Source organism: Serratia sp. ME47, from assembly GCF_903970925.1.
Lineage (GTDB): Bacteria > Pseudomonadota > Gammaproteobacteria > Enterobacterales > Enterobacteriaceae > Serratia > Serratia ureilytica.
Genome location: NZ_CAJCKE010000001.1, coordinates 25,176 through 45,885, shown reverse-complemented (window position 1 = coordinate 45,885; position 20,710 = coordinate 25,176). Strand labels below are relative to the sequence as shown.

Genomic DNA, 20,710 nt, shown 5'->3' with positions numbered 1-20,710 from the left:
TCTCGGTTCTTGGTTGGCAATGCGCGGTTGGTCTGTTTCAGACGAGCATAAGTGACCTTTTTGAGCCACTATTACACTATGGAAAGGGACGAGGCTCGGCTGATGGCATTACCACTCACTCACAAGCGTATCTTGATCGTTGAGGACGAACAGGTTTTTCGTTCCGTGCTGGTCGGTTATCTGACCTCGCTGGGCGCTGAAACCGGCGAGGCGACCAACGGTTTACAGGCGCTGAGTGCCGTCGATGACTTCAAGCCGGATCTGATTCTGTGCGATCTCGCGATGCCGGAAATGGGCGGCATCGAATTCGTTGAACACCTGCGTCTGCAGGGGCTGCAGATCCCGGTGCTGGTGATCTCCGCTACCGACAAGATGGCGGACATCGCCAAGGTGCTGCGTTTGGGCGTACAAGATGTGCTGCTGAAGCCGCTGACCGATCTCAATCGCCTGCGTGAGGCGGTGCTGGCGTGTTTATACCCCAATATGTTTACCTCCCAGGCGATTGAAGAGGTTGAGCTGTTTCAGGATTGGGACGCGCTAAGCAAGAATCCTTCCGAAGCCGTCAAACTGCTTAAGCAATTGCAGCCGCCGGTGCAGCAAACCATTGCGCATTGCCGGATCAACTATCGCCAGTTAACCACGGGCGAAAATCCCGGGCTGGTGCTGGATATCGCGGCATTGTCAGAAAAAGACCTGGCGTTCTATTGCCTGGACGTCACGCGCGCCGGTGATAATGGCGTATTGGCGGCGCTGCTGTTGCGCGCATTATTTAATGGGTTGCTGCAAGACCATCTGGCTAATCAACAACATCGCCTGCCGCAAATGTCGGCATTGTTAAAGCAGGTTAATCAATTATTGCGGCAGGGGAAATTAGAGGGCCAATTCCCGTTGTTGCTGGGATATTATCACGCCGAAAATAAAAACCTGATTCTGGTTTCCGCCGGGCTGCATGCCAACGTCAATACCGGCGACAATCAAATTCAGCTGAGCAACGGCGTGCCGCTGGGCACGCTGGGCGCCACCTACATGAACCAGATCAGTCAACGCTGTACGGCCTGGCAATGTCAGGTATGGGGCAGCGGCGGCCGATTGCGGCTGATGCTCAGCGCCGAATAATGGACGTTGATCGGCGATATCTTAAGCTATTCACTTATCGGTAATTAAACCGTTTATTTTTTCTCCCGATTATCAGAACGGGTAATAGTCCTAAATGTTTTCTATTTGTGTTCTGGTTAATGCCAGGCGCGCATAAGCTGGTATACTCCGAAGGTTTTTTTATATCGAGCCCAAGCTCATAAAATGAGCGCTTCAGCTTTAAGAGAGGAAATAATGCCTGCTGTAAATCGCAAAGTCAGAAAAGCCGTGATCCCGGTTGCAGGCTTGGGTACGCGGATGTTGCCGGCCACCAAAGCCATTCCGAAAGAAATGTTGCCGCTGGTTGATAAACCGCTGATCCAATACGTCGTCAATGAGTGCATTGCGGCAGGGATTAACGAGATTGTGCTGGTCACCCACTCCTCCAAGAACTCGATCGAAAACCATTTTGATACCAGTTTCGAACTGGAAGCGATGCTGGAAAAACGCGTCAAGCGTCAACTGCTCGATGAAGTGCAGTCAATCTGCCCGAAGGGCGTTACCGTGATGCAAGTCCGCCAGGGGAATGCCAAAGGCTTGGGGCACGCGATTATGTGCGCCTACCCGATGGTGGGCGATGAGCCGGTCGCGGTGGTATTGCCGGACGTGATCCTTGACGAATACAGCGCCGATCCGAAAAAAGACAACTTGCACGACATGCTGCAGCGCTTCGAAACCACCGGCATCAGCCAGATCATGGTTGAACCTGTGCCGCATAAAGATGTTGGCAACTACGGCGTAGCCGACTGTAAGGGCGTCGAATTGCATCCGGGCGAAAGCGCGCCGATGGTCAGCGTGGTCGAGAAGCCGTCTCCGGAGAAAGCGCCTTCCAACCTGGCGATTGTCGGTCGTTATGTCCTCTCCGCCGATATCTGGCCGCTGTTGGCGAAAACGCCTCCGGGCGCCGGCGACGAAATTCAGCTGACTGACAGCATCGAAATGCTGATGCAGCAGGAAACGGTGGAAGCGTATCACCTGAAAGGCGTGAGCCATGACTGCGGTAACAAACTGGGTTACATGCAGGCCTTCGTGGAATACGGCATGCGCCATGCCAGCCTGGGCAAAGAATTTTCTCAGTGGCTGCAACAGGTTGTTGCCGCTGACAAGAAGTAATTGAGTGATCTTTCGTCTTAATTTGAAAAACTAGGATTTTCACATGAAAGTGACAGTTTTTGGTATTGGTTATGTGGGTCTGGTGCAGGCCGCCGTACTGGCTGAAGTAGGCCATGACGTTATGTGTATTGACGTTGATGAGCGAAAAGTCGAAAACCTGAAAAAAGGGAATATCCCGATTTTCGAACCGGGTCTGACGCCGCTGGTGCAGCAAAACTATGAGGCCGGCCGTCTGCATTTCACCACCGATGCCAAAGCGGGCGTGGCGCACGGGACTATCCAGTTCATCGCCGTCGGCACGCCGCCGGATGAAGACGGTTCCGCCGATCTGAAGTACGTCACCGCGGTGGCGCGCACTATCGCCGAGCACATGACCGATCGCAAAGTGGTGATCGACAAATCCACCGTGCCGGTCGGTACGGCGGACAAGGTGCGTCAGGTGATGGCTGAAACGCTGGCGAAACGCGGCAGCAACGTGCCGTTTGACGTGGTATCCAACCCGGAATTCCTGAAGGAAGGCGCGGCGGTGGCAGACTGCATGCGTCCTGAGCGCATCGTGATCGGTACCGACAATAAAGATGTGATCGAGCCTATTCGCGAGCTGTACGAACCGTTTAACCGCAATCACGATCGCATGATCATGATGGATATCCGCAGCGCGGAGCTGACCAAATATGCCGCTAACTGCATGCTGGCGACCAAGATCAGTTTTATGAACGAAATGTCCAACCTGGCGGAAATGCTGGGCGCGGACATTGAGAAAGTGCGTCAGGGCATCGGTTCCGACTCACGCATCGGCTATCACTTCATCTACCCGGGTTGCGGCTACGGCGGCTCTTGCTTCCCGAAAGATGTCCAGGCGCTGATCCGCACGTCGGAGCAGATCGGTTACCAACCGAAGCTGTTGCAGGCGGTAGAGCAGGTCAACTATCAGCAGAAAGACAAGCTGAACAGCTTTATCAACGACTACTTCGGCGGCGATCTGAAGGGCAAAACCTTCGCGCTGTGGGGGCTGGCGTTCAAGCCGAATACCGATGACATGCGTGAAGCTTCCAGCCGCGTGCTGATGGAACAGCTGTGGGCCGCAGGCGCCACCGTTCAAGCCTACGATCCGGAGGCGATGAACGAAGTTCAGCGCATCTATGGCCAGCGTGACGATTTGAAGCTGGTGGGCACCAAAGAGGCTGCATTGCACGGCGCCGATGCGCTGGTGATCTGCACCGAGTGGCAGAACTTCCGCGCGCCGGACTTCGATGTGATCAAGGGCGCGTTGAAGCAGCCGGTGATCTTCGATGGCCGTAACCTGTACGATCCGGAGCGTTTGGAAAATCGCGGCTTTACCTATTACGCAATTGGCCGCGGCGCCTCGATTAAACCGGTTATTTAAGGAGTGAGCATGAAATTCCTGGTTACAGGCGCCGCAGGGTTTATTGGCTATCACGTTGCAGAGCGTTTGTTGACCGCCGGTCATCAGGTTGTCGGCATTGATAACCTGAATGATTATTATGACGTGGGCCTGAAAATGGCCCGTCTGGATCGACTGGCGGATAAGCCGGGATTCCGCTTTATCAAGCTGGATTTGGCCGATCGTGAAGGCATGGCGGCATTGTTTGCCGAGCATCAGTTCCAGCGAGTCATTCATTTGGGGGCTCAAGCCGGCGTACGTTATTCGCTGGTCAATCCGTTGGCTTATGCCGATGCTAACCTGATCGGTCATTTAAACGTTTTGGAAGGCTGCCGTCATAATAAGGTTGAGCATTTACTTTACGCCTCTTCCAGCTCGGTATATGGCCTGAATCGCAAGCTGCCGTTCGCCACCGAAGATTCTGTCGATCATCCGGTGTCACTGTATGCGGCGACTAAAAAAGCCAACGAGCTGATGTCACACAGCTATTCCCATTTATACGGTCTCCCGACGACCGGACTGCGGTTCTTTACGGTATATGGTCCCTGGGGGCGCCCGGATATGGCGCTGTTCAAGTTTACCAAAGCCATATTGGCCGGGGAGAGCATCGACGTATATAACCACGGTGAAATGCACCGAGATTTTACTTACATCGATGACATCGCCGAGGCGATAGTGCGGTTGCAGGCGGTTATTCCGCAGGCGGATCCGTCATGGACCGTTGAACAGGGATCGCCGGCAACCAGTTCAGCGCCGTATCACGTTTATAATATCGGCAATAACACCCCTGTTAAACTGATGGAATATATCAGTGCGTTGGAGAAGGCATTGGGGGTGACGGCCCGTAAGAATATGCTGCCGATGCAACCGGGCGATGTGATGGATACCAGCGCGGATACGGAAGAGCTTTATCGTGACATTGGCTTTAAACCGGAAACCAGCGTTGAAGAGGGCGTGAAGCGCTTTGTTGACTGGTATAAGGCATTCTATCAGGTTCAATAATTGCACGCGGATAAATGCGATAGAAGGGGCCTTTGGGTCCCTTTTTTTTCGCTGCGATCTCATGTACGGCGCAAAAGCGAATTAGGATATTTACTAAAAGGAGAGAGGAATGACGGGATCAGGGTTATACGCTCTAAAAATGAAAAGGCCCCCCGCAGGGAGCCTTTCAGATACGGACTGAATCGCTATTACAGCAGGAAATCATCCAGAGATTTACCTTGCTCTTCGATTGCTTTCTTAATCACCGCAGGAGTACGGCCTTGGCCGGTCCAGGTTTTCAGTTCGCCGTTTTCGTCTTTATATTGGTATTTAGCTGGACGTGCTGCACGTTTTGCTTTGCCGGCAGCCTTGTTGGCAGCCATGGTTTGCAGCAGTTCATTTGGATCGATACCGTCAGCAATCAGCATTTCGCGGTATTGCTGCAGTTTACGAGTGCGTTCTTCGATTTCTGCTTGAGCCTGGCTGTCTTCTTCGCGACGTTCGTTCACAACAACTTCCAGTTTCTCGAGCATTTCTTCCAGCGTTTCCAGTGTGCATTCTCTTGCCTGGGCGCGCAGAGTGCGGATGTTGTTCAAAATCTTTAATGCTTCGCTCATTGTCCTAGTCTCAAATTATATTGGTGGGGGGCGTCTCGATAATAATAGAGTGCTCTTTTCTTTTCTGCAATAGCCAAATTGGCTTGAATACTCAAATTTACCTTTAAAAAAACCGTTAATCGGATCAGTCCGACTAATAATAGGAAGGGCTGTTAACTATTACCCTTGGCACGCTTAAGTCAAAATTTCAGCAGACAGGCTTTAAAAGGCGCGTATCACAAGGCTTTCATCGATAAGTTATCGTAGTAATTTATATCAATATTACAATGAGTTCTGTGGGCTTAATCACGCCACGGCAGGCCAGACATTGTAAACAATAGGGGTATATAGGTAAAGATTGCGTCAGTAAACCTTGGCGCGTCGGCGCAGGTGATTAAATGCCCGGTATTGGGCTCGCGTATAATAGACGGGGGCTCCGCCGCGGCTGCAGCGCCAGCGAGAGGGAATGGGCAAGTCGGCATTAATGGGCAAATCACCGGGCTTAACCATTAGCAAGAATTAATAGTGATGACAGGCATACATTATCCTGTAAATAGCTGTAAAAAGAACAGGCCGACAGAACGATATGTTTCGCTTGAAAGCGCATTATTACGGCGAACGCAATATTCGTTCGCTTTGGGCTGAGCTGGGGGGCGGGTTATGGTACACTTACCGTCCTAATCAACATTTTGAATATTTCTTATACCATCGGAGTTGCGGGGCCATGGCTCAACTTTATTTTTATTACTCTGCGATGAATGCCGGCAAGTCCACCGCGCTGCTACAGTCTTCATATAACTATCAAGAGCGCGGTATGCGCACGCTGGTGTTCACCGCGGAGATCGATCACCGCTTTGGCGTAGGTAAAGTCAGTTCGCGCATTGGTTTATCCTCGCAGGCGCAGCTCTATAACAACGACTCGATGCTGTACGCCATGATCCAGCAAGAGCATCAACAGCAGCCGGTGCATTGTGTGCTGCTGGATGAAAGCCAATTCCTGACCAAAGCGCAGGTTGAGCAATTATGCGATGTGGTGGACCAACTGGACATTCCCGTATTGTGTTACGGCTTGCGTACCGATTTTCTCGGCGAGTTGTTTACCGGCAGCCAATATTTGCTGGCCTGGGCCGATAAACTGGTGGAATTGAAAACCATCTGTCACTGCGGGCGTAAAGCCAACATGGTGTTGCGGTTGGATGAGAATGGCAAGGCGATGCACGCCGGCGAGCAGGTGGTGATTGGCGGTAACGAGAGCTATGTCTCCGTCTGTCGCAAGCATTATAAAGAGGCGATTCACTCCCTGGAGTAGGGGCGAAAATGCCGCCAGCGCCCGCTGAGGCGTTTTGGCGGCGGGATAAGAAAAACCGCGCGCCAGGCGCAATAAAAAACCCGCCATTCGGCGGGTTTTTTCATCGGTTCACGGAACCGTTATTTCTTGGGCTTGTTTACTGCGGTTTTGGCTGCGACCGGTGCAGCCGCTTCCTCTTCCACCGTTTCGCTGAACTCGCGGCCATAGAAGGTATCCAGCATGATTTGCTTGAGTTCGGCAATCAGCGGATAGCGTGGGTTGGCGCCGGTGCATTGGTCGTCGAAAGCGTCTTCCGACAGCTTGTCGACTTTCGCCAGGAAGTCGGCTTCCTGCACACCCGCCTCACGGATGGAAGCTGGGATGCCCAACTCGGTTTTCAGCTCGTCCAGCCAGGCCAGCAACTTCTCAATCTTCTGCGCGGTGCGGTCGCCCGGCGCGCTCAGGCCGAGGTGGTCGGCGATTTCAGCGTAGCGGCGGCGCGCCTGAGGGCGGTCGTACTGGCTGAAGGCCGTCTGCTTGGTTGGGTTGTCGTTCGCGTTGTAACGAATGACGTTGGAAATCAGCATCGCGTTCGCCAGGCCGTGCGGAATGTGGAACTCCGAACCCAGTTTGTGCGCCATGGAGTGACAAACCCCGAGGAAGGCGTTGGCGAAAGCGATACCGGCGATGGTGGCGGCGTTGTGCACGCGTTCACGGGCAACCGGGTTCTTCGCGCCTTCTTTATAGCTGGCCGGCAGATACTCTTTCAACAGTTTCAACGCTTGCAGCGCCTGGCCGTCAGAGTATTCGTTCGCCAGCACCGACACGTAGGCTTCCAGCGCGTGGGTCACCGCATCCAGGCCGCCGAAGGCGCACAGGGATTTCGGCATGTTCATCACCAGGTTGGCGTCGACAATCGCCATGTCCGGGGTCAGCGCATAGTCGGCCAGCGGGTATTTCTGCCCGGTGGCGTCGTCGGTCACGACGGCGAATGGCGTGACTTCCGAACCGGTGCCTGACGTCGTGGTGATGGCGATCATCTTCGCTTTGACGCCCATTTTCGGGAACTTGTAGATACGCTTGCGGATGTCCATGAAGCGCAGCGCCAGATCCTCGAAGTGGGTTTCAGGATGTTCGTACAGCACCCACATGATTTTCGCGGCGTCCATCGGCGAACCGCCGCCCAGCGCGATGATGACGTCCGGTTTGAAGGAGTTCATCTGCTCGGCGCCTTTACGCACGATGCTCAGCGTCGGATCGGCTTCCACTTCGAAGAACACTTCGGTTTCGATGCCGTGTGACTTGAGAACCTTGGTGATCTGGTCAGCATAGCCGTTGTTGAACAGGAAACGGTCGGTCACGATGAAGGCGCGTTTCGCCCCGTCGGTCGCCACTTCTTCCAGCGCGATTGGCAGCGAGCCACGGCGGAAGTAGATCGATTTCGGAAGTTTATGCCACAACATGTTTTCTGCTCGCTTCGCTACAGTTTTCTTGTTGATCAAGTGCTTAGGTCCGACGTTTTCAGAGATGGAGTTACCACCCCAGGAACCGCAACCCAGCGTCAGCGAAGGCGCGAGTTTGAAGTTATACAGGTCGCCGATACCGCCCTGAGAAGCCGGGGTGTTGATCAGGATGCGAGCCGTTTTCATTTTATCGCCGAAGTAGGCGATGCGAGCCGTTTGGTTATCCTGGTCGGTATACAGGCAAGAGGTGTGGCCGATACCGCCCATGGCGACCAATTTTTCGGCTTTGGCGACGGCGTCTTCGAAGTCTTTGGCGCGGTACATCGCCAGCGTTGGCGACAGTTTTTCATGGGCGAAAGGTTCGGACTCGTCGACCAGCTTCACTTCGCCGATCAGCACTTTGGTGTTGGCCGGCACTTTAATGCCCGCCATCTCGGCGATTTTCGGCGCGGATTGCCCGACGATGGCCGCGTTCAGGCCGCCGTTTTTCAGGATGATGTCTTGCACCGCCTTCAGTTCTTTGCCCTGCAGCAGATAGCCGCCGTGGGAAGCGAAGCGCTCGCGTACCGCATCATAGATAGAATCAACGACGATGACCGACTGTTCGGAAGCGCAGATAACGCCGCTGTCGAAGGTTTTGGACATCAGGATAGAGGCGACCACGCGTTTGATGTCTGCGGTCTCGTCCACCACGACCGGCGTGTTACCGGCGCCTACGCCGATTGCCGGTTTGCCGGAGCTGTAGGCGGCTTTCACCATGCCCGGGCCACCGGTGGCCAGGATCAGGTTGATGTCAGGGTGGTGCATCAGCTGGTTGGACAGCTCGACGGTAGGTTGGTCGATCCAACCGATGATGTCTTTCGGCGCGCCGGCGGCGATAGCGGCTTGCAGCACGATGTCGGCGGCTTTGTTGGTGGCATTCTTCGCACGCGGGTGCGGCGAGAAGATGATGCCGTTGCGGGTTTTCAGGCTGATCAGCGCTTTGAAGATCGCGGTAGAAGTTGGGTTGGTGGTAGGAACGATACCGCAAATCAGGCCGATAGGTTCGGCGATGGTGATGGTACCGAAAGTGTCATCTTCAGACAGGATGCCACAGGTTTTTTCATCTTTATAGGCGTTGTAGATGTACTCGGAAGCGAAGTGGTTTTTGATCACTTTGTCTTCGACGATACCCATTCCGGATTCTTCCACGGCCATTTTGGCCAACGGGATACGGGCATCAGCAGCGGCGAGGGCGGCAGCGCGGAAGATTTTATCCACTTGCTCTTGAGTGAAGTTGGCATATTCGCGCTGGGCTTTTTTGACACGTGCGACAAGCTCGTTCAGTTCAGCGACATTCGTTACAGCCATAATGCTCTCCTGATAATGTTAAACTCTTTCAGTAAATAAGCCGTGCGAGCCACTAGTATAGTCGTAACGGGGATAAGCGGTGATGAGAATACCGGGGTCTTCCCGCGTTATTTCTTCGCATGCTGCTGATTTGCTTAAAGAGCTTTACCCTACGCCAACCGGAGGGGCAGGCAGTGAGGAGAACGGAACCGGCGATGCCGCGGCCTACTTTGTTCTACTCCCTGACTACGACTAAGAGCTTACCCACTGTTGGGTAGTTGATTTGTGATCTAAATCATGAAAAGTGCAAGCTGACACCTTTCAGCTTGGTGTTTTTGAGAGTGATTCTCAATAACTGTGATCGGTGACTCTTTTTTCAACATAAAAAATCAAAAGGCCATACATTACTTTAACAAAGGGCATTTGTTTTGTTGCCTAACTTGCTGGTAGTCAAAAATGCTGCTCTGGCCGGATGGATTACCCGCGGCAATTCCATTACATTAGCGCGCATAGTCAGCACACCTTTACAGCAATTAACGCGGAGCCATCTGTGGGCCAATCTCTGTTGGATCTTTCCGGCTTTATCAAGTTCTTTGTCGGTCTGTTTGCGCTGGTCAACCCGGTGGGCATCTTGCCGGTGTTTATCAGTATGACCAGTTACCAGGCGGAAGCGGGGCGCAATAAAACCAACCTGACCGCCAACCTGTCGGTTGCCATCATTCTATGGACATCGCTGTTCCTGGGTGAAGGGATATTGCGGATGTTCGGCATCTCCATCGATTCGTTCCGCATCGCTGGCGGTATTTTGGTGGTGACCATCGCCATGTCGATGATCAGCGGCAAGCTGGGTGAAGATAAGCAGAACAAACAGGAGAAATCGGAGAGCGCGATCCGCGAAAGCATCGGCGTGGTGCCGTTAGCGCTGCCGTTGATGGCGGGGCCGGGGGCGATCAGTTCCACCATCGTGTGGAGTTCCCGTTATCACAATTGGCAAAGCCTGCTCGGCTTTACGGTGGCGATCGCCTTATTCGCTTTTTGCTGCTGGTTATTGTTCCGCGCCGCGCCGCTGTTGGTGCGTTTGCTTGGGCAGACCGGCATCAACGTGATTACCCGTATCATGGGCCTGTTGCTGATGGCGCTCGGGATCGAATTTATCGTTACCGGCATTAAGGCGATATTCCCCGGCCTGCTGTAATCGCTCTCGCTTGGCCGCGCCTCTGACCTTGAGCGCGGCTAAAATTAATTTTAAAAGTTAAATTATTTATTGGTTCGCATTATTATAGTGCACAAGATGAATAAAATTTATGCCATTGCACTCTTATGTTGCATAAATCTCATGTTGCTGCTTAAAAAAAAGGCTAAGCGTTATTTCAGACACTTTTCTTTCCCCATTTCCGCGCGTTTTCTCCTCGTTAAACGGTAAAGCTGTTGTTAAATTAATCACATCATTCTGTGGGGCTTGTCTCACTTTCATCCAGGTGTTATTAGTGATTAACCGCCTGTAGGCAGGTGTTTGTTCTTTGAATGGCTGGTTTGTTAACTGAATGTTTCTTTGTGCGGCAATGGGATTGCGTCGACAGTTTCAAATGAAACTAATTTTGAGTTTTCTCCTTTAAAATCAAGGTTGTTTTCATGTTTTCCTTTGCCCTTCATCACAAGGGCTGGATCGGGCTTGGTGCGATAAAAGAGAATTGCTTAACATTTTTGTAAAATTTATTGGCTATGGAATTTGGCTTCTGCTAATTTCCGAGCAACTTTCCCGTGGTCAATTAACTGAAATGCGCCATAAAAACGGGAATGATTTTTGCTGGTATCCGTTTATTTAGAATTCTTATAAACACTTCACAAACTTCGATAAGCGATGCTTGTCGGTGAAAAGGAGCCTCGATTATGCAGCAAACCCTGAAGCGCACTTCTTTGACCTTGTTGATTAGCGGCGCGTTGAGCGTCATTGCCGTAAATAGCAGTTTGGCGGCAGAGGTTCCGGCCGGCGTCCAATTGGCGCAGCAGCAGAATATTATCATCAACAACGGCAGCGAAGTGGCTTCATTGGATCCGCACAAGGTCGAGGGCGTGCCCGAAAGCAATATCATTCTTAACCTGCTGGAAGGGCTGGTGAGCACCGACGCCAACGGGCATGTGGTACCGGCGGCGGCGGCGAGCTGGGAACACCAGGATTATCGGCAGTGGACCTTCCACCTGCGCCCCGGCGCGGTATGGAGCGACGGCAGCCCGGTCACCGCGCAAGACTTCGTCTACAGTTGGCAGCGCCTGGCCGATCCGAAGATCGCTTCTCCCTACGCCAGTTACCTGCAGTACACCAAAGTCGAGAATATCGACGACATCCTGACCGGCAAAAAGAGCCCGCAGACTCTCGGCGTCAAGGCGCTGGACGATCAAACGCTGCAGGTGACCCTGAGCGAACCGGTGCCGTATTTCATCAGCATGCTGAGCCACACGTCGCTCAAACCGGTCAAACGCGCAGTGGTGGAGAAATTCGGCGATAAATGGACGCTGCCCGCTAACTATGTCGGCAACGGCGCTTACCGCCTGAAAGAGTGGGTGGTGAACGAGCGCATTGTGCTGGAGCGCAGCCCGAGCTACTGGAATAACAAGCAGACGGTGATCAACCAGGCGACCTTCCTGCCGATCGCTTCTGAAGTCAGCGACGTCAATCGCTTCCGCAGCGGCGAGATCGATATCACCAACAGCGCCATTCCGCCGTACCTGTACGTCAAAATGAAGCGCGAAGTGCCCGAGCAACTGCACGTTAACCCTTATCTGTGCACTTTCTATTACGAACTCAATAACCAGCGGGCGCCGTTCACCGATCCGCGGGTGCGTGCGGCGGTGAAGATGACGCTGGATCGCGACATTATCGCCAACAAAATCATGGGCCAGGGGCAGATCCCGGCCTACAGCTTCACGCCGACCTTCACCGAAGGCGCCAACTTCACGCAGCCCGCGTGGGCCGGCTGGAGCCAGGAGCAACGCAACGCCGAAGCCAAAAAACTGCTGGCGGAAGCGGGTTACAGCGCCGCCAAGCCGCTGAAGTTCTCGCTGCTGTACAACACCTCCGATCAAAACAAACAGCAGGCGATCGCCGCCGCATCGATGTGGAAGAAGAACCTCGGCGCCGACGTCACGCTGCGCAACCAGGAGTGGAAGACCTCGCTGGAAAGCCGCCATCAGGGGCAGTACGACGTGGCGCGCGCCACCTGGTGCGGGGATTACAACGAGCCGAGCGCCTTCCTGAACCTGGTGCTGTCCAACAGCAGCATCAACACCGTGTTTTACAAGAGCCCGGCGTTCGACGCCATCATGGCCGCCACGCTGAAGGCGCCGGATGAAGCCGCGCGCGCCGCGCTCTACCAACAGGCGGAAACGCAGTTGGACAAAGACTCCGCATTGATTCCGGTGTATTACCGCGTCAGCGCGCGTTTGATCAAACCGACGGTAGGCGGGTTCACCGGCAAAGATCCGCTGGACTATACCGACGTTAAAAATCTGTACATCATCAAGCAGTAAAAGGGGTATTCCTCACGCTGAACCGCAGGGGAATATGGGGAAGGCCCGCCGCCGCATTCGTTCCGCAGCGGCGGGAAAACAGAGTCCGCTTACGGGCAACGCAGGTTCCACGAAGAGCCTGTGATAATAAAAAACTGGAGTCGATAAGTATGACCAACATCACGAAGAAAACCCTCATTGCCGCCGGCGTCATCGCCGCGCTCGGCATCACAGCAACCACCTCCGCCTTCGCGGCCGACGTTCCTGCAGGCGTGCAACTGGCCGACAAGCAAGAAATCGTCAAAAACAACGGTTCCGAAGTGCAGTCGCTTGACCCGCATAAAATCGAGGGCGTGCCGGAAAACAACGTGACCCGCGATCTGATGGAAGGCCTGGCGAACAACAGCCCGGACGGTTCCATCGTGCCGGGCGTCGCGGAAAGCTGGGATAACAAGGATTTCAAAGTCTGGACCTTCCACCTGCGTAAAGACGCCAAATGGTCCAACGGCAAGCCGGTGACGGCGCAAGATTTCGTTTACAGCTGGCAGCGCGTGGTGGATCCGAAAACCGCGTCGCCTTACGCCAGCTACCTGCAGTACGCCCACGTAGAAAATGTCGATGACATCATCGCCGGTAAAAAAGACAAGTCGACGCTGGGCGTGAAGGCCATCGACGACCACACCTTCCAGGTGACCCTGAGCGAGCCGGTGCCTTATCTGGTTGAAATGACCCCGCACTACGCCATGAAACCGGTCTATAAGGACGCGGTAGAGAAGTTTGGCGAGAAGTGGACGCTGCCGGCCAACTACGTCAGCAACGGCGCCTACAAACTGAAAGACTGGGTTGTCAACGAACGCATCGTACTGGAACGTAACCCGGAATACTGGGATAACGCCAAAACCATCATCAATAAAGTGACGTTCCTGCCTATTTCGTCGGAAGTGACCGACGTTAACCGCTACCGCACCGGTGAAATCGACATGACCTACAACAACATGCCGATCGAACTGTTCCAGAAGCTGAAGAAAGAGATCCCGAAAGAGGTGCACGTCGATCCTTATCTGTGCACCTATTACTACGAAATCAACAACCAGAAGGCGCCGTTCACCGATGCGCGCGTGCGTGAAGCGCTGAAGCTGGGCATGGACCGCGACATTATCGTCAACAAGGTGAAAAACCAGGGCGATCTGCCGGCCTACAGCTTTACGCCGCCATACACCGACGGCGCCAAGCTGACCCCGCCGGAGTGGTTCGGCTGGACGCAGGAAAAACGCAACGAAGTGGCGAAGAAACTGCTGGCGGACGCCGGCTACGGCCCGGGTAAACCGCTGACCTTCTCCCTGCTGTACAACACCTCCGACTTGCACAAGAAGCTGGCGATCGCCGCCGCCTCCATCTGGAAGAAAAACCTGGGCGTGGACGTGAAGCTGGTGAACCAGGAGTGGAAAACCTTCCTGGATACCCGCCATCAGGGCACCTATGACGTATCGCGCGCCGGCTGGTGCGCCGACTACAACGAACCGAGTTCGTTCCTGAACATGATGCTGTCCGACAGCAGCAGTAACACCCCGCACTACAAGAGCGCCGAGTTCGACAAGCTGATGGCCAACGTGTTGACCGCGAAGACCAAAGACGAGCGCGCCGATCTGTATCAGAAAGCGGAAGTTCAGCTGGATAAAGATTCCGCCATCGTTCCGCTGTATTACTACGTGAACGCCCGTTTGGTGAAACCTTACGTCGGTGGCTACACCGGCAAAGACCCGCTTGATAACGTGTACGACAAAAACCTGTACATCATCAAGCATTGATACGGTAAGAGCCGGCGGCGCAGGCCGCCGGCCCATGTTGAGAATAATAAGCCGTCATCAGGCTGTCGCACAGGGTTAGGGCAATGCTGAAATTTATACTTCGTCGCTTGTTGGAAGCGATCCCGACACTATTTATCCTTATTACCATCTCATTCTTCATGATGCGCCTCGCGCCCGGCAGTCCATTTACCGGGGAACGCGCATTACCGCCGGAAGTCATGGCGAATATCGAAGCCAAATACCATTTGAACGACCCGATCTGGAAACAGTACGGTCATTATCTGGCGCAGCTTGCGCAGGGAGACTACGGCCCGTCCTTTAAATACAAGGACTATTCGGTCAACGATTTGGTGGCCAGTTCTTTCCCGGTGTCCGCCAAGCTCGGTCTGGCCGCGTTTCTGTTGGCGGTGGTGCTGGGCGTTAGCGCCGGCGTGATCGCGGCGTTGAATCAAAACACCAAATGGGACTATACGGTGATGGGGTTCGCCATGACCGGGGTGGTGATACCCAGTTTCGTGGTGGCGCCGCTCTTGGTGCTGATCTTCGCGATTACGTTGAAATGGCTGCCGGGCGGCGGCTGGAACGGCGGCGCGCCTAAGTTCATCATCTTGCCGATGGTGGCGCTGTCGCTGGCCTATATCGCCAGCATCGCCCGTATCACGCGCGGCTCGATGATTGAAGTGTTGCACTCCAACTTCATTCGCACCGCGCGCGCCAAAGGTTTGCCGATGCGCCGCATCATTTTCCGCCACGCGCTGAAGCCGGCGCTGCTGCCGGTACTGTCCTACATGGGCCCGGCGTTCGTCGGGATCATCACCGGCTCGATGGTGATCGAAACCATCTACGGTCTGCCGGGGATCGGCCAGCTGTTCGTTAACGGCGCGCTGAACCGCGACTACTCCCTGGTGCTGAGCCTGACCATTCTGGTGGGCGCTCTGACCATTCTGTTCAACGCGATCGTCGATGTGCTGTATGCGGTCATCGATCCGAAAATCCGTTATTAATCTGGAGCACGCGAATGATGTTGACTAAAAAGAACAGCGAAGCTCTGGAGCACTTCAGCGAGAAGCTGGAAGTGGAAAGGCGCAGCCTGTGGCAAGACGCGCGTCGGCGCTTTATGCACAACCGCGCGGCGGTCGGCAGCCTGTTCATTCTGGCGCTGATCACGCTGTTTGTGGTGCTGGCGCCGATGCTGTCGCAATTTGCCTACGACGATACCGATTGGGCGATGATGTCCGCCGCGCCGAGCATGGAATCGGGGCACTACTTCGGCACCGACTCCTCCGGGCGTGATCTGCTGGTGCGCGTGGCGATCGGCGGGCGCATCTCGCTGATGGTCGGCGTGGCCGCCGCGCTGGTGGCGGTAGTGGTGGGCACCCTGTACGGCGCGATGTCCGGCTATCTGGGCGGTAAGGTCGACTCGGTGATGATGCGCCTGCTGGAGATCCTCAACTCCTTCCCGTTCATGTTCTTCGTTATCCTGCTGGTGACCTTCTTTGGTCAGAATATCCTGCTGATCTTCGTGGCGATCGGCATGGTGTCGTGGCTGGATATGGCGCGTATCGTGCGCGGGCAAACCCTTGGCCTGAAGCGCAAGGAGTTCATCGAAGCGGCGCTGGTGTGCGGCGTCTCCACGCGCAACATCGTGCTGCGGCATATCGTGCCTAACGTGCTCGGCGTGGTGGTGGTGTATGCCTCGCTGCTGGTGCCGAGCATGATCCTGTTCGAATCCTTCCTCAGCTTCCTGGGGCTGGGCACGCAGGAACCGTTGAGCAGCTGGGGCGCATTGCTCAGCGACGGCGCCAACTCAATGGAAGTTTCACCGTGGTTGCTGCTGTTCCCGGCGGGTTTCCTGGTCGTCACTCTGTTCTGTTTCAACTTTATCGGCGATGGCCTGCGTGACGCCCTCGACCCGAAAGATCGTTAAGGAGTGCAACCATGAGCACCATTGAACATCCTCAACTGCAAACCGCCGCTGGCGTCAAAGCGTCGCCGCTGCTGGACGTGAAAGACCTGCGCGTCACGTTTTCCACCCCGGACGGCGACGTGACGGCGGTGAACGATCTGAACTTCGATCTGCGCGCCGGTGAAACGCTGGGCATCGTCGGTGAATCCGGCTCCGGCAAATCGCAGACCGCGTTCGCCCTGATGGGGCTGCTGGCCAGCAATGGCCGCATCGGCGGCTCGGCCAAATTCAACGGCCGTGAAATCCTCAACCTGCCGGAAAATCAGCTCAACAAGCTGCGGGCCGAGGAAATCTCGATGATCTTCCAGGACCCGATGACCTCGCTGAACCCTTATATGCGCGTTGGCGAACAGCTGATGGAAGTGCTGATGCTGCATAAGAAAATGAGTAAAAGCGAAGCCTTCGAAGAGTCGGTACGCATGCTCGACGCGGTGAAAATGCCGGAAGCGCGCAAGCGCATGCGCATGTACCCGCACGAGTTTTCCGGCGGCATGCGCCAGCGCGTGATGATCGCCATGGCGCTGCTGTGCCGGCCGAAGCTGCTGATCGCCGATGAACCGACCACCGCGCTGGACGTGACCGTCCAGGCGCAGATCATGACGTTGCTCAACGAGCTGAAACGCGAGTTCAACACCGCCATCATCATGATCACCCACGATCTGGGCGTGGTGGCCGGCATCTGCAACAAGGTGCTGGTGATGTACGCCGGGCGTACCATGGAATACGGCAGCGCGCGCGAGGTGTTCTACCAGCCGAGCCACCCGTACTCCATCGGTCTGTTGAACGCGGTGCCGCGTCTCGACGCCGAAGGCGAGGCGTTGCTGACCATTCCCGGCAACCCGCCGAACCTGCTGCGGTTGCCGAAAGGCTGCCCGTTCCAGCCGCGCTGCCCGTACGCCATGGAACAGTGCGCGAGCGCTCCACCGTTGGAGCAATTTGGGGAAGGGCGCCTGCGCGCCTGCTTTAAACCGGTGGAGGCGTTGGTATGACAGCGGTAACCGACAAGAAAGTGCTGCTCGAAGTGGCCGATCTGAAAGTGCATTTCGACATTCATGACGACAAGCAGTGGTTCTGGCAGCCGCCGAAAACCCTGAAGGCGGTCGACGGCGTTACGCTGCGGCTGTTCGAAGGGGAAACCCTGGGCGTGGTCGGCGAATCCGGCTGCGGCAAATCCACCTTCGCGCGCGCCATCATCGGCCTGGTGAAGGCCACCAGCGGGCGCGTCGCCTGGCTGGGTAAAGATCTGCTGGGCATGAGCGACGCCGACTGGCGCAAAACCCGCAGCGATATCCAGATGATCTTCCAGGATCCGCTGGCTTCGCTCAACCCGCGCATGACCATCGGCGAAATCATCGCCGAGCCGCTGCGCACCTACTACCCGAAAATGCCGCGTCAGGAAGTGAAGGACAAGGTCAAGGCGATGATGCTGAAGGTCGGCCTGCTGCCTAATCTGATCAACCGTTATCCGCACGAGTTCTCCGGCGGCCAGTGCCAGCGTATCGGCATCGCGCGCGCGCTGATCCTCGAACCGAAGCTGGTGATCTGCGACGAGCCGGTCTCCGCGTTGGACGTGTCGATTCAGGCGCAGGTGGTGAACCTGCTGCAGCAGCTGCAGCGCGAAATGGGGCTGTCATTGATCTTTATCGCCCACGATTTGGCGGTGGTGAAGCACATTTCCGATCGCGTGCTGGTGATGTATCTGGGCCATGCGGTGGAGCTGGGCACCTATGACGAGGTGTACCACAATCCGCAGCACCCTTACACCAAGGCGCTGATGTCGGCGGTGCCTATTCCGGATCCGGACAAGGAGAAGGAAAAGCAGATCCAGCTGTTGGAAGGGGAGCTGCCTTCGCCGATCAACCCGCCGTCCGGCTGCGTGTTCCGCACCCGCTGCCCGATCGCCGGGCCGGAGTGCGCCAAGACGCGCCCGCTGCTGGAGGGCAGTTTCCGCCATGCGGTTTCGTGCCTGAAGGTCGATCCGCTGTAATGCGCCGCTAGCCGGCAACAAAAAGCCCCGCTTATTCAGCGGGGCTTTTTTTATCCGAAACGTTAGCAGTGAATCACTCTTTCCACAGAATGTGGCACAGCTTGTGGTCTTTCTCGCGGCAGATCAGCACGCGGGCGAACACGTCGTTGATCGGCTCGCCGTCGCTGTCCGCCAGACCGATCACCACTTCGGCGAAGAAGTCCGGGTTCAGGTCGTAATCCACGTGCTCGCTCCAGTCTTCGGAGGGGTCGTACAGTTCTGCGCCGCCGCGCTCTTCAAACTGCAGATTGAACAGCAGAATATCCGCCGGATCCAGATTGTCGCCGGCCAATTCGAGGAAGATGTCGTAGGCCTGTTCCAGCGTTTCGTCTTCGGTAAGGCGGTTATTCAAATCCATAAAAAAATCCTGATAACAAATGATTTGGCGCTATTAAAGCACGCTCGCCGCGGCTTTTACAGCAACGGGCTGAAAAAGTAGAACAGGCGCTCGACCAGGCGGTGCCAGAACGGCCGCTTCAGCCACTCTTTGGCGTTCAGCAGCTTGGAGCGAGCGATGTAATCTTCCTGCACGCAGGCCAGATCGCTGCCGAAGCCGTCGTCGTCGATCACCAGGGTGATTTCGAAATTCAGCCACAGGCTGCGCATATCCAGATTGACGGTGCCGACCAGGCTGAGCTGGCCGTCGACCAGCACGCTCTTGGTATGCAGCAGGCCGCCTTCGAACTGATAGATTTTCACGCCGGCTTCCAGCAGCTCGGAGAAGAACGCCCGGCTGGCCCAGCGCACCATCATCGAATCGTTGTCGCGCGGCACGATGATGCTGACCTCGACGCCGCGCAGAGCGGCGGTGCAGATGGCGTGCAGCAGATCGTCGCTCGGCACGAAGTACGGCGTGGTCATGATCAGCTGTTCGCGCGCGGAATAAACCGCGGTCAGCAGCGCCTGGTGGATCATTTCCTCGGGGAAGCCGGGGCCGGAGGCGATCACCTGAATGGTGTGGCCGCTTTCCTGCTCGAACGGCATGATGTTGACGTCCGGCGGCGGCGGCAAAATGCGCTTGCCGGTTTCAATTTCCCAGTCGCAGGCATAGACGATGCCCATGGTGGTGGCCACCGGGCCTTCCATGCGCGCCATCAGATCGATCCATTGACCGACGCCCGCATCCTGTTTGAAATAGCGTGGATCGACCATGTTCATGCTGCCGGTATAGGCGATGTAGTTGTCGATCAGCACCACCTTGCGGTGCTGACGCAGATCCATGCGGCGCAGGAATACGCGCAGCAGGTTGACCTTCAGCGCTTCGACCACTTCGATGCCGGCGTTGCGCATCATCGCCGGGTAGGGGCTGCGGAAAAATTGCAGGCTGCCGGCGGAGTCCAGCATCAGACGGCAGTGTACGCCGCGCCGCGCGGCGGCCATCAGCGATTCGGCCACCTGATCGACCAGGCCGCCGGGCTGCCAGATATAGAACACCATTTCGATGTTGTGGCGCGCCAGCTCGATGTCGCGGATCAGCGCTTTCAGCGTGTCGTCGGTGGTGGTGAGCAACTGCAGCTGGTTGCCCTTGACGCCGTCGATGTCCTGGCGGCGGTTGCACAGCTGGAACAGCGGTTCGGCGACTTTACTGTATTCGGTGGCGAAGATGCGGCGACTCTCTTTCAGCTCTTTCAGCCAGCGCGCGGTCGACGGCCACATGGCCTTGGCGCGCTCGGCCCGGCGCTTGCCCAGATGCAGCTCGCCGAACGATAAATAGGCGACGATGCCGAACAGCGGCAGAATATAGATAACCAGCAACCAGGCCATGGCAGAGGGAACCGCACGGCGTTTCATCAAAATGCGCATCGTCACGCCGGCGATCAGCAGCCAGTAGCCGAACACCATGAGCCAACTGATTACGGTATAAAATGTTGTCATAAAGGCGAAAAATCCCGTTCGCAAACCACCAATGATGAGTGTACGCACAGATCGGTCAAGGCGAAACCTTTTATCGGCGCTTATGTTACATAAATATGATGAAGTTAAGGCACTTGCCGAAACCGAAAGGGCGGCTTTTAGCGGCGCGGCGCCTGCGATGTCGCCGATAACGGCGACTTGGATCGCGGGCTGAAAGGGCTATAATGCCCGCGGTTGGCA

16 protein-coding genes are annotated in these 20,710 nt (G+C 55.6%); 12 read left to right on the top strand and 4 right to left on the bottom strand.

From position 1 onward, the window contains the following. Nucleotides 1-102 precede the first annotated feature (102 nt). The 4 genes from rssB to H7A77_RS00200 all read left to right on the top strand — a co-directional run bounded on the left by rssB (nt 103) and on the right by H7A77_RS00200 (nt 4,654). The gene (gene rssB, locus H7A77_RS00215; RefSeq protein ID WP_042784707.1) at nt 103-1,116 is read left to right on the top strand and encodes a two-component system response regulator RssB; all 1,014 of its coding nucleotides are present in this window, start codon (nt 103-105) and stop codon (nt 1,114-1,116) included. 213 nt (nt 1,117-1,329) lie between these two features. Then, a complete protein-coding gene (galU, locus tag H7A77_RS00210) occupies nt 1,330-2,247 on the top strand; it encodes a UTP--glucose-1-phosphate uridylyltransferase GalU (RefSeq protein ID WP_033650221.1) in 918 nt (305 codons plus the stop codon). Between the two features lie 43 nt (nt 2,248-2,290). After that, nucleotides 2,291-3,634: a UDP-glucose/GDP-mannose dehydrogenase family protein gene (locus H7A77_RS00205; protein ID WP_182073667.1), complete on the top strand. Its 1,344-nt coding sequence runs from the start codon at nt 2,291-2,293 to the stop codon at nt 3,632-3,634. 9 nt (nt 3,635-3,643) lie between these two features. Next, on the top strand, nt 3,644-4,654 hold the full coding sequence (locus tag H7A77_RS00200) for an NAD-dependent epimerase (protein WP_033650223.1): 1,011 nt from the start codon (nt 3,644-3,646) through the stop codon (nt 4,652-4,654). A gap of 188 nt (nt 4,655-4,842) precedes the next feature. Here H7A77_RS00200 and hns read toward each other — a convergent pair whose 3' ends face one another. Next, on the bottom strand, nt 4,843-5,250 hold the full coding sequence (hns, locus tag H7A77_RS00195; RefSeq protein WP_004932170.1) for a histone-like nucleoid-structuring protein H-NS: 408 nt from the start codon (nt 5,248-5,250) through the stop codon (nt 4,843-4,845). Between the two features lie 703 nt (nt 5,251-5,953). Here hns and H7A77_RS00190 point away from each other — a divergent pair. Beyond that, nucleotides 5,954-6,538: a thymidine kinase gene (locus tag H7A77_RS00190; protein ID WP_033650224.1), complete on the top strand. Its 585-nt coding sequence runs from the start codon at nt 5,954-5,956 to the stop codon at nt 6,536-6,538. A 119-nt stretch (nt 6,539-6,657) separates the two neighbouring features. Here the strand turns inward: H7A77_RS00190 and adhE are convergent, their stop codons facing one another. Then, nucleotides 6,658-9,330 (bottom strand): bifunctional acetaldehyde-CoA/alcohol dehydrogenase, encoded by a 2,673-nt coding sequence (adhE, locus tag H7A77_RS00185; RefSeq protein ID WP_182073666.1) that lies wholly within the window; start codon nt 9,328-9,330, stop codon nt 6,658-6,660. A 529-nt stretch (nt 9,331-9,859) separates the two neighbouring features. On the opposite strand from adhE, the gene H7A77_RS00180 reads away from it, so the two are divergent. From H7A77_RS00180 to oppF, 7 genes are all read left to right on the top strand, one after another. Further along, entirely contained in the window at nt 9,860-10,504 is a 645-nt protein-coding gene (locus H7A77_RS00180; protein ID WP_015378089.1) for a YchE family NAAT transporter, read from the top strand. Nucleotides 10,505-11,199: 695 nt separating this feature from the next. After that, nucleotides 11,200-12,837, top strand: coding sequence for an ABC transporter substrate-binding protein (locus H7A77_RS00175; RefSeq protein ID WP_182073665.1), 1,638 nt, complete (start codon nt 11,200-11,202; stop codon nt 12,835-12,837). 149 nt (nt 12,838-12,986) lie between these two features. Further along, on the top strand, nt 12,987-14,624 hold the full coding sequence (gene oppA / locus H7A77_RS00170; RefSeq protein WP_033643298.1) for an oligopeptide ABC transporter substrate-binding protein OppA: 1,638 nt from the start codon (nt 12,987-12,989) through the stop codon (nt 14,622-14,624). A gap of 83 nt (nt 14,625-14,707) precedes the next feature. Then, nucleotides 14,708-15,628, top strand: a complete 921-nt coding sequence (oppB, locus tag H7A77_RS00165) for an oligopeptide ABC transporter permease OppB (protein WP_182073664.1) — start codon at nt 14,708-14,710, stop codon at nt 15,626-15,628. 14 nt (nt 15,629-15,642) lie between these two features. Continuing rightward, a complete protein-coding gene (gene oppC / locus H7A77_RS00160; RefSeq protein WP_182073663.1) occupies nt 15,643-16,551 on the top strand; it encodes an oligopeptide ABC transporter permease OppC in 909 nt (302 codons plus the stop codon). 11 nt (nt 16,552-16,562) lie between these two features. Next, nucleotides 16,563-17,579, top strand: a complete 1,017-nt coding sequence (locus H7A77_RS00155) for an ABC transporter ATP-binding protein (RefSeq protein WP_047574933.1) — start codon at nt 16,563-16,565, stop codon at nt 17,577-17,579. Further along, on the top strand, nt 17,576-18,577 hold the full coding sequence (gene oppF, locus H7A77_RS00150; RefSeq protein ID WP_019452737.1) for a murein tripeptide/oligopeptide ABC transporter ATP binding protein OppF: 1,002 nt from the start codon (nt 17,576-17,578) through the stop codon (nt 18,575-18,577). Before H7A77_RS00155 ends, oppF begins: the two co-directional genes overlap by 4 nt. Before the next feature lie 73 nt (nt 18,578-18,650). Here the strand turns inward: oppF and H7A77_RS00145 are convergent, their stop codons facing one another. Both H7A77_RS00145 and cls read right to left on the bottom strand, forming a co-directional pair. Beyond that, nucleotides 18,651-18,974: an HI1450 family dsDNA-mimic protein gene (locus H7A77_RS00145; protein WP_004932139.1), complete on the bottom strand. Its 324-nt coding sequence runs from the start codon at nt 18,972-18,974 to the stop codon at nt 18,651-18,653. Between the two features lie 56 nt (nt 18,975-19,030). Continuing rightward, nucleotides 19,031-20,491, bottom strand: coding sequence for a cardiolipin synthase (gene cls / locus H7A77_RS00140; RefSeq protein ID WP_182073662.1), 1,461 nt, complete (start codon nt 20,489-20,491; stop codon nt 19,031-19,033). Between the last annotated feature and the right edge of the window lie 219 nt (nt 20,492-20,710).

What these genes read in the sequence shown, in the direction of transcription:
- rssB (WP_042784707.1), top strand. Translation starts at nt 103, where the DNA reads ATGGCATTACCACTCACTCACAAGCGTATCTTGATCGTTGAGGACGAA.
- galU (WP_033650221.1), top strand. Translation starts at nt 1,330, where the DNA reads ATGCCTGCTGTAAATCGCAAAGTCAGAAAAGCCGTGATCCCGGTTGCA.
- H7A77_RS00205 (WP_182073667.1), top strand. Translation starts at nt 2,291, where the DNA reads ATGAAAGTGACAGTTTTTGGTATTGGTTATGTGGGTCTGGTGCAGGCC.
- H7A77_RS00200 (WP_033650223.1), top strand. Translation starts at nt 3,644, where the DNA reads ATGAAATTCCTGGTTACAGGCGCCGCAGGGTTTATTGGCTATCACGTT.
- hns (WP_004932170.1), bottom strand. Translation starts at nt 5,250, where the DNA reads ATGAGCGAAGCATTAAAGATTTTGAACAACATCCGCACTCTGCGCGCC.
- H7A77_RS00190 (WP_033650224.1), top strand. Translation starts at nt 5,954, where the DNA reads ATGGCTCAACTTTATTTTTATTACTCTGCGATGAATGCCGGCAAGTCC.
- adhE (WP_182073666.1), bottom strand. Translation starts at nt 9,330, where the DNA reads ATGGCTGTAACGAATGTCGCTGAACTGAACGAGCTTGTCGCACGTGTC.
- H7A77_RS00175 (WP_182073665.1), top strand. Translation starts at nt 11,200, where the DNA reads ATGCAGCAAACCCTGAAGCGCACTTCTTTGACCTTGTTGATTAGCGGC.
- oppA (WP_033643298.1), top strand. Translation starts at nt 12,987, where the DNA reads ATGACCAACATCACGAAGAAAACCCTCATTGCCGCCGGCGTCATCGCC.
- oppB (WP_182073664.1), top strand. Translation starts at nt 14,708, where the DNA reads ATGCTGAAATTTATACTTCGTCGCTTGTTGGAAGCGATCCCGACACTA.
- oppC (WP_182073663.1), top strand. Translation starts at nt 15,643, where the DNA reads ATGATGTTGACTAAAAAGAACAGCGAAGCTCTGGAGCACTTCAGCGAG.
- H7A77_RS00155 (WP_047574933.1), top strand. Translation starts at nt 16,563, where the DNA reads ATGAGCACCATTGAACATCCTCAACTGCAAACCGCCGCTGGCGTCAAA.
- oppF (WP_019452737.1), top strand. Translation starts at nt 17,576, where the DNA reads ATGACAGCGGTAACCGACAAGAAAGTGCTGCTCGAAGTGGCCGATCTG.
- H7A77_RS00145 (WP_004932139.1), bottom strand. Translation starts at nt 18,974, where the DNA reads ATGGATTTGAATAACCGCCTTACCGAAGACGAAACGCTGGAACAGGCC.
- cls (WP_182073662.1), bottom strand. Translation starts at nt 20,491, where the DNA reads ATGACAACATTTTATACCGTAATCAGTTGGCTCATGGTGTTCGGCTAC.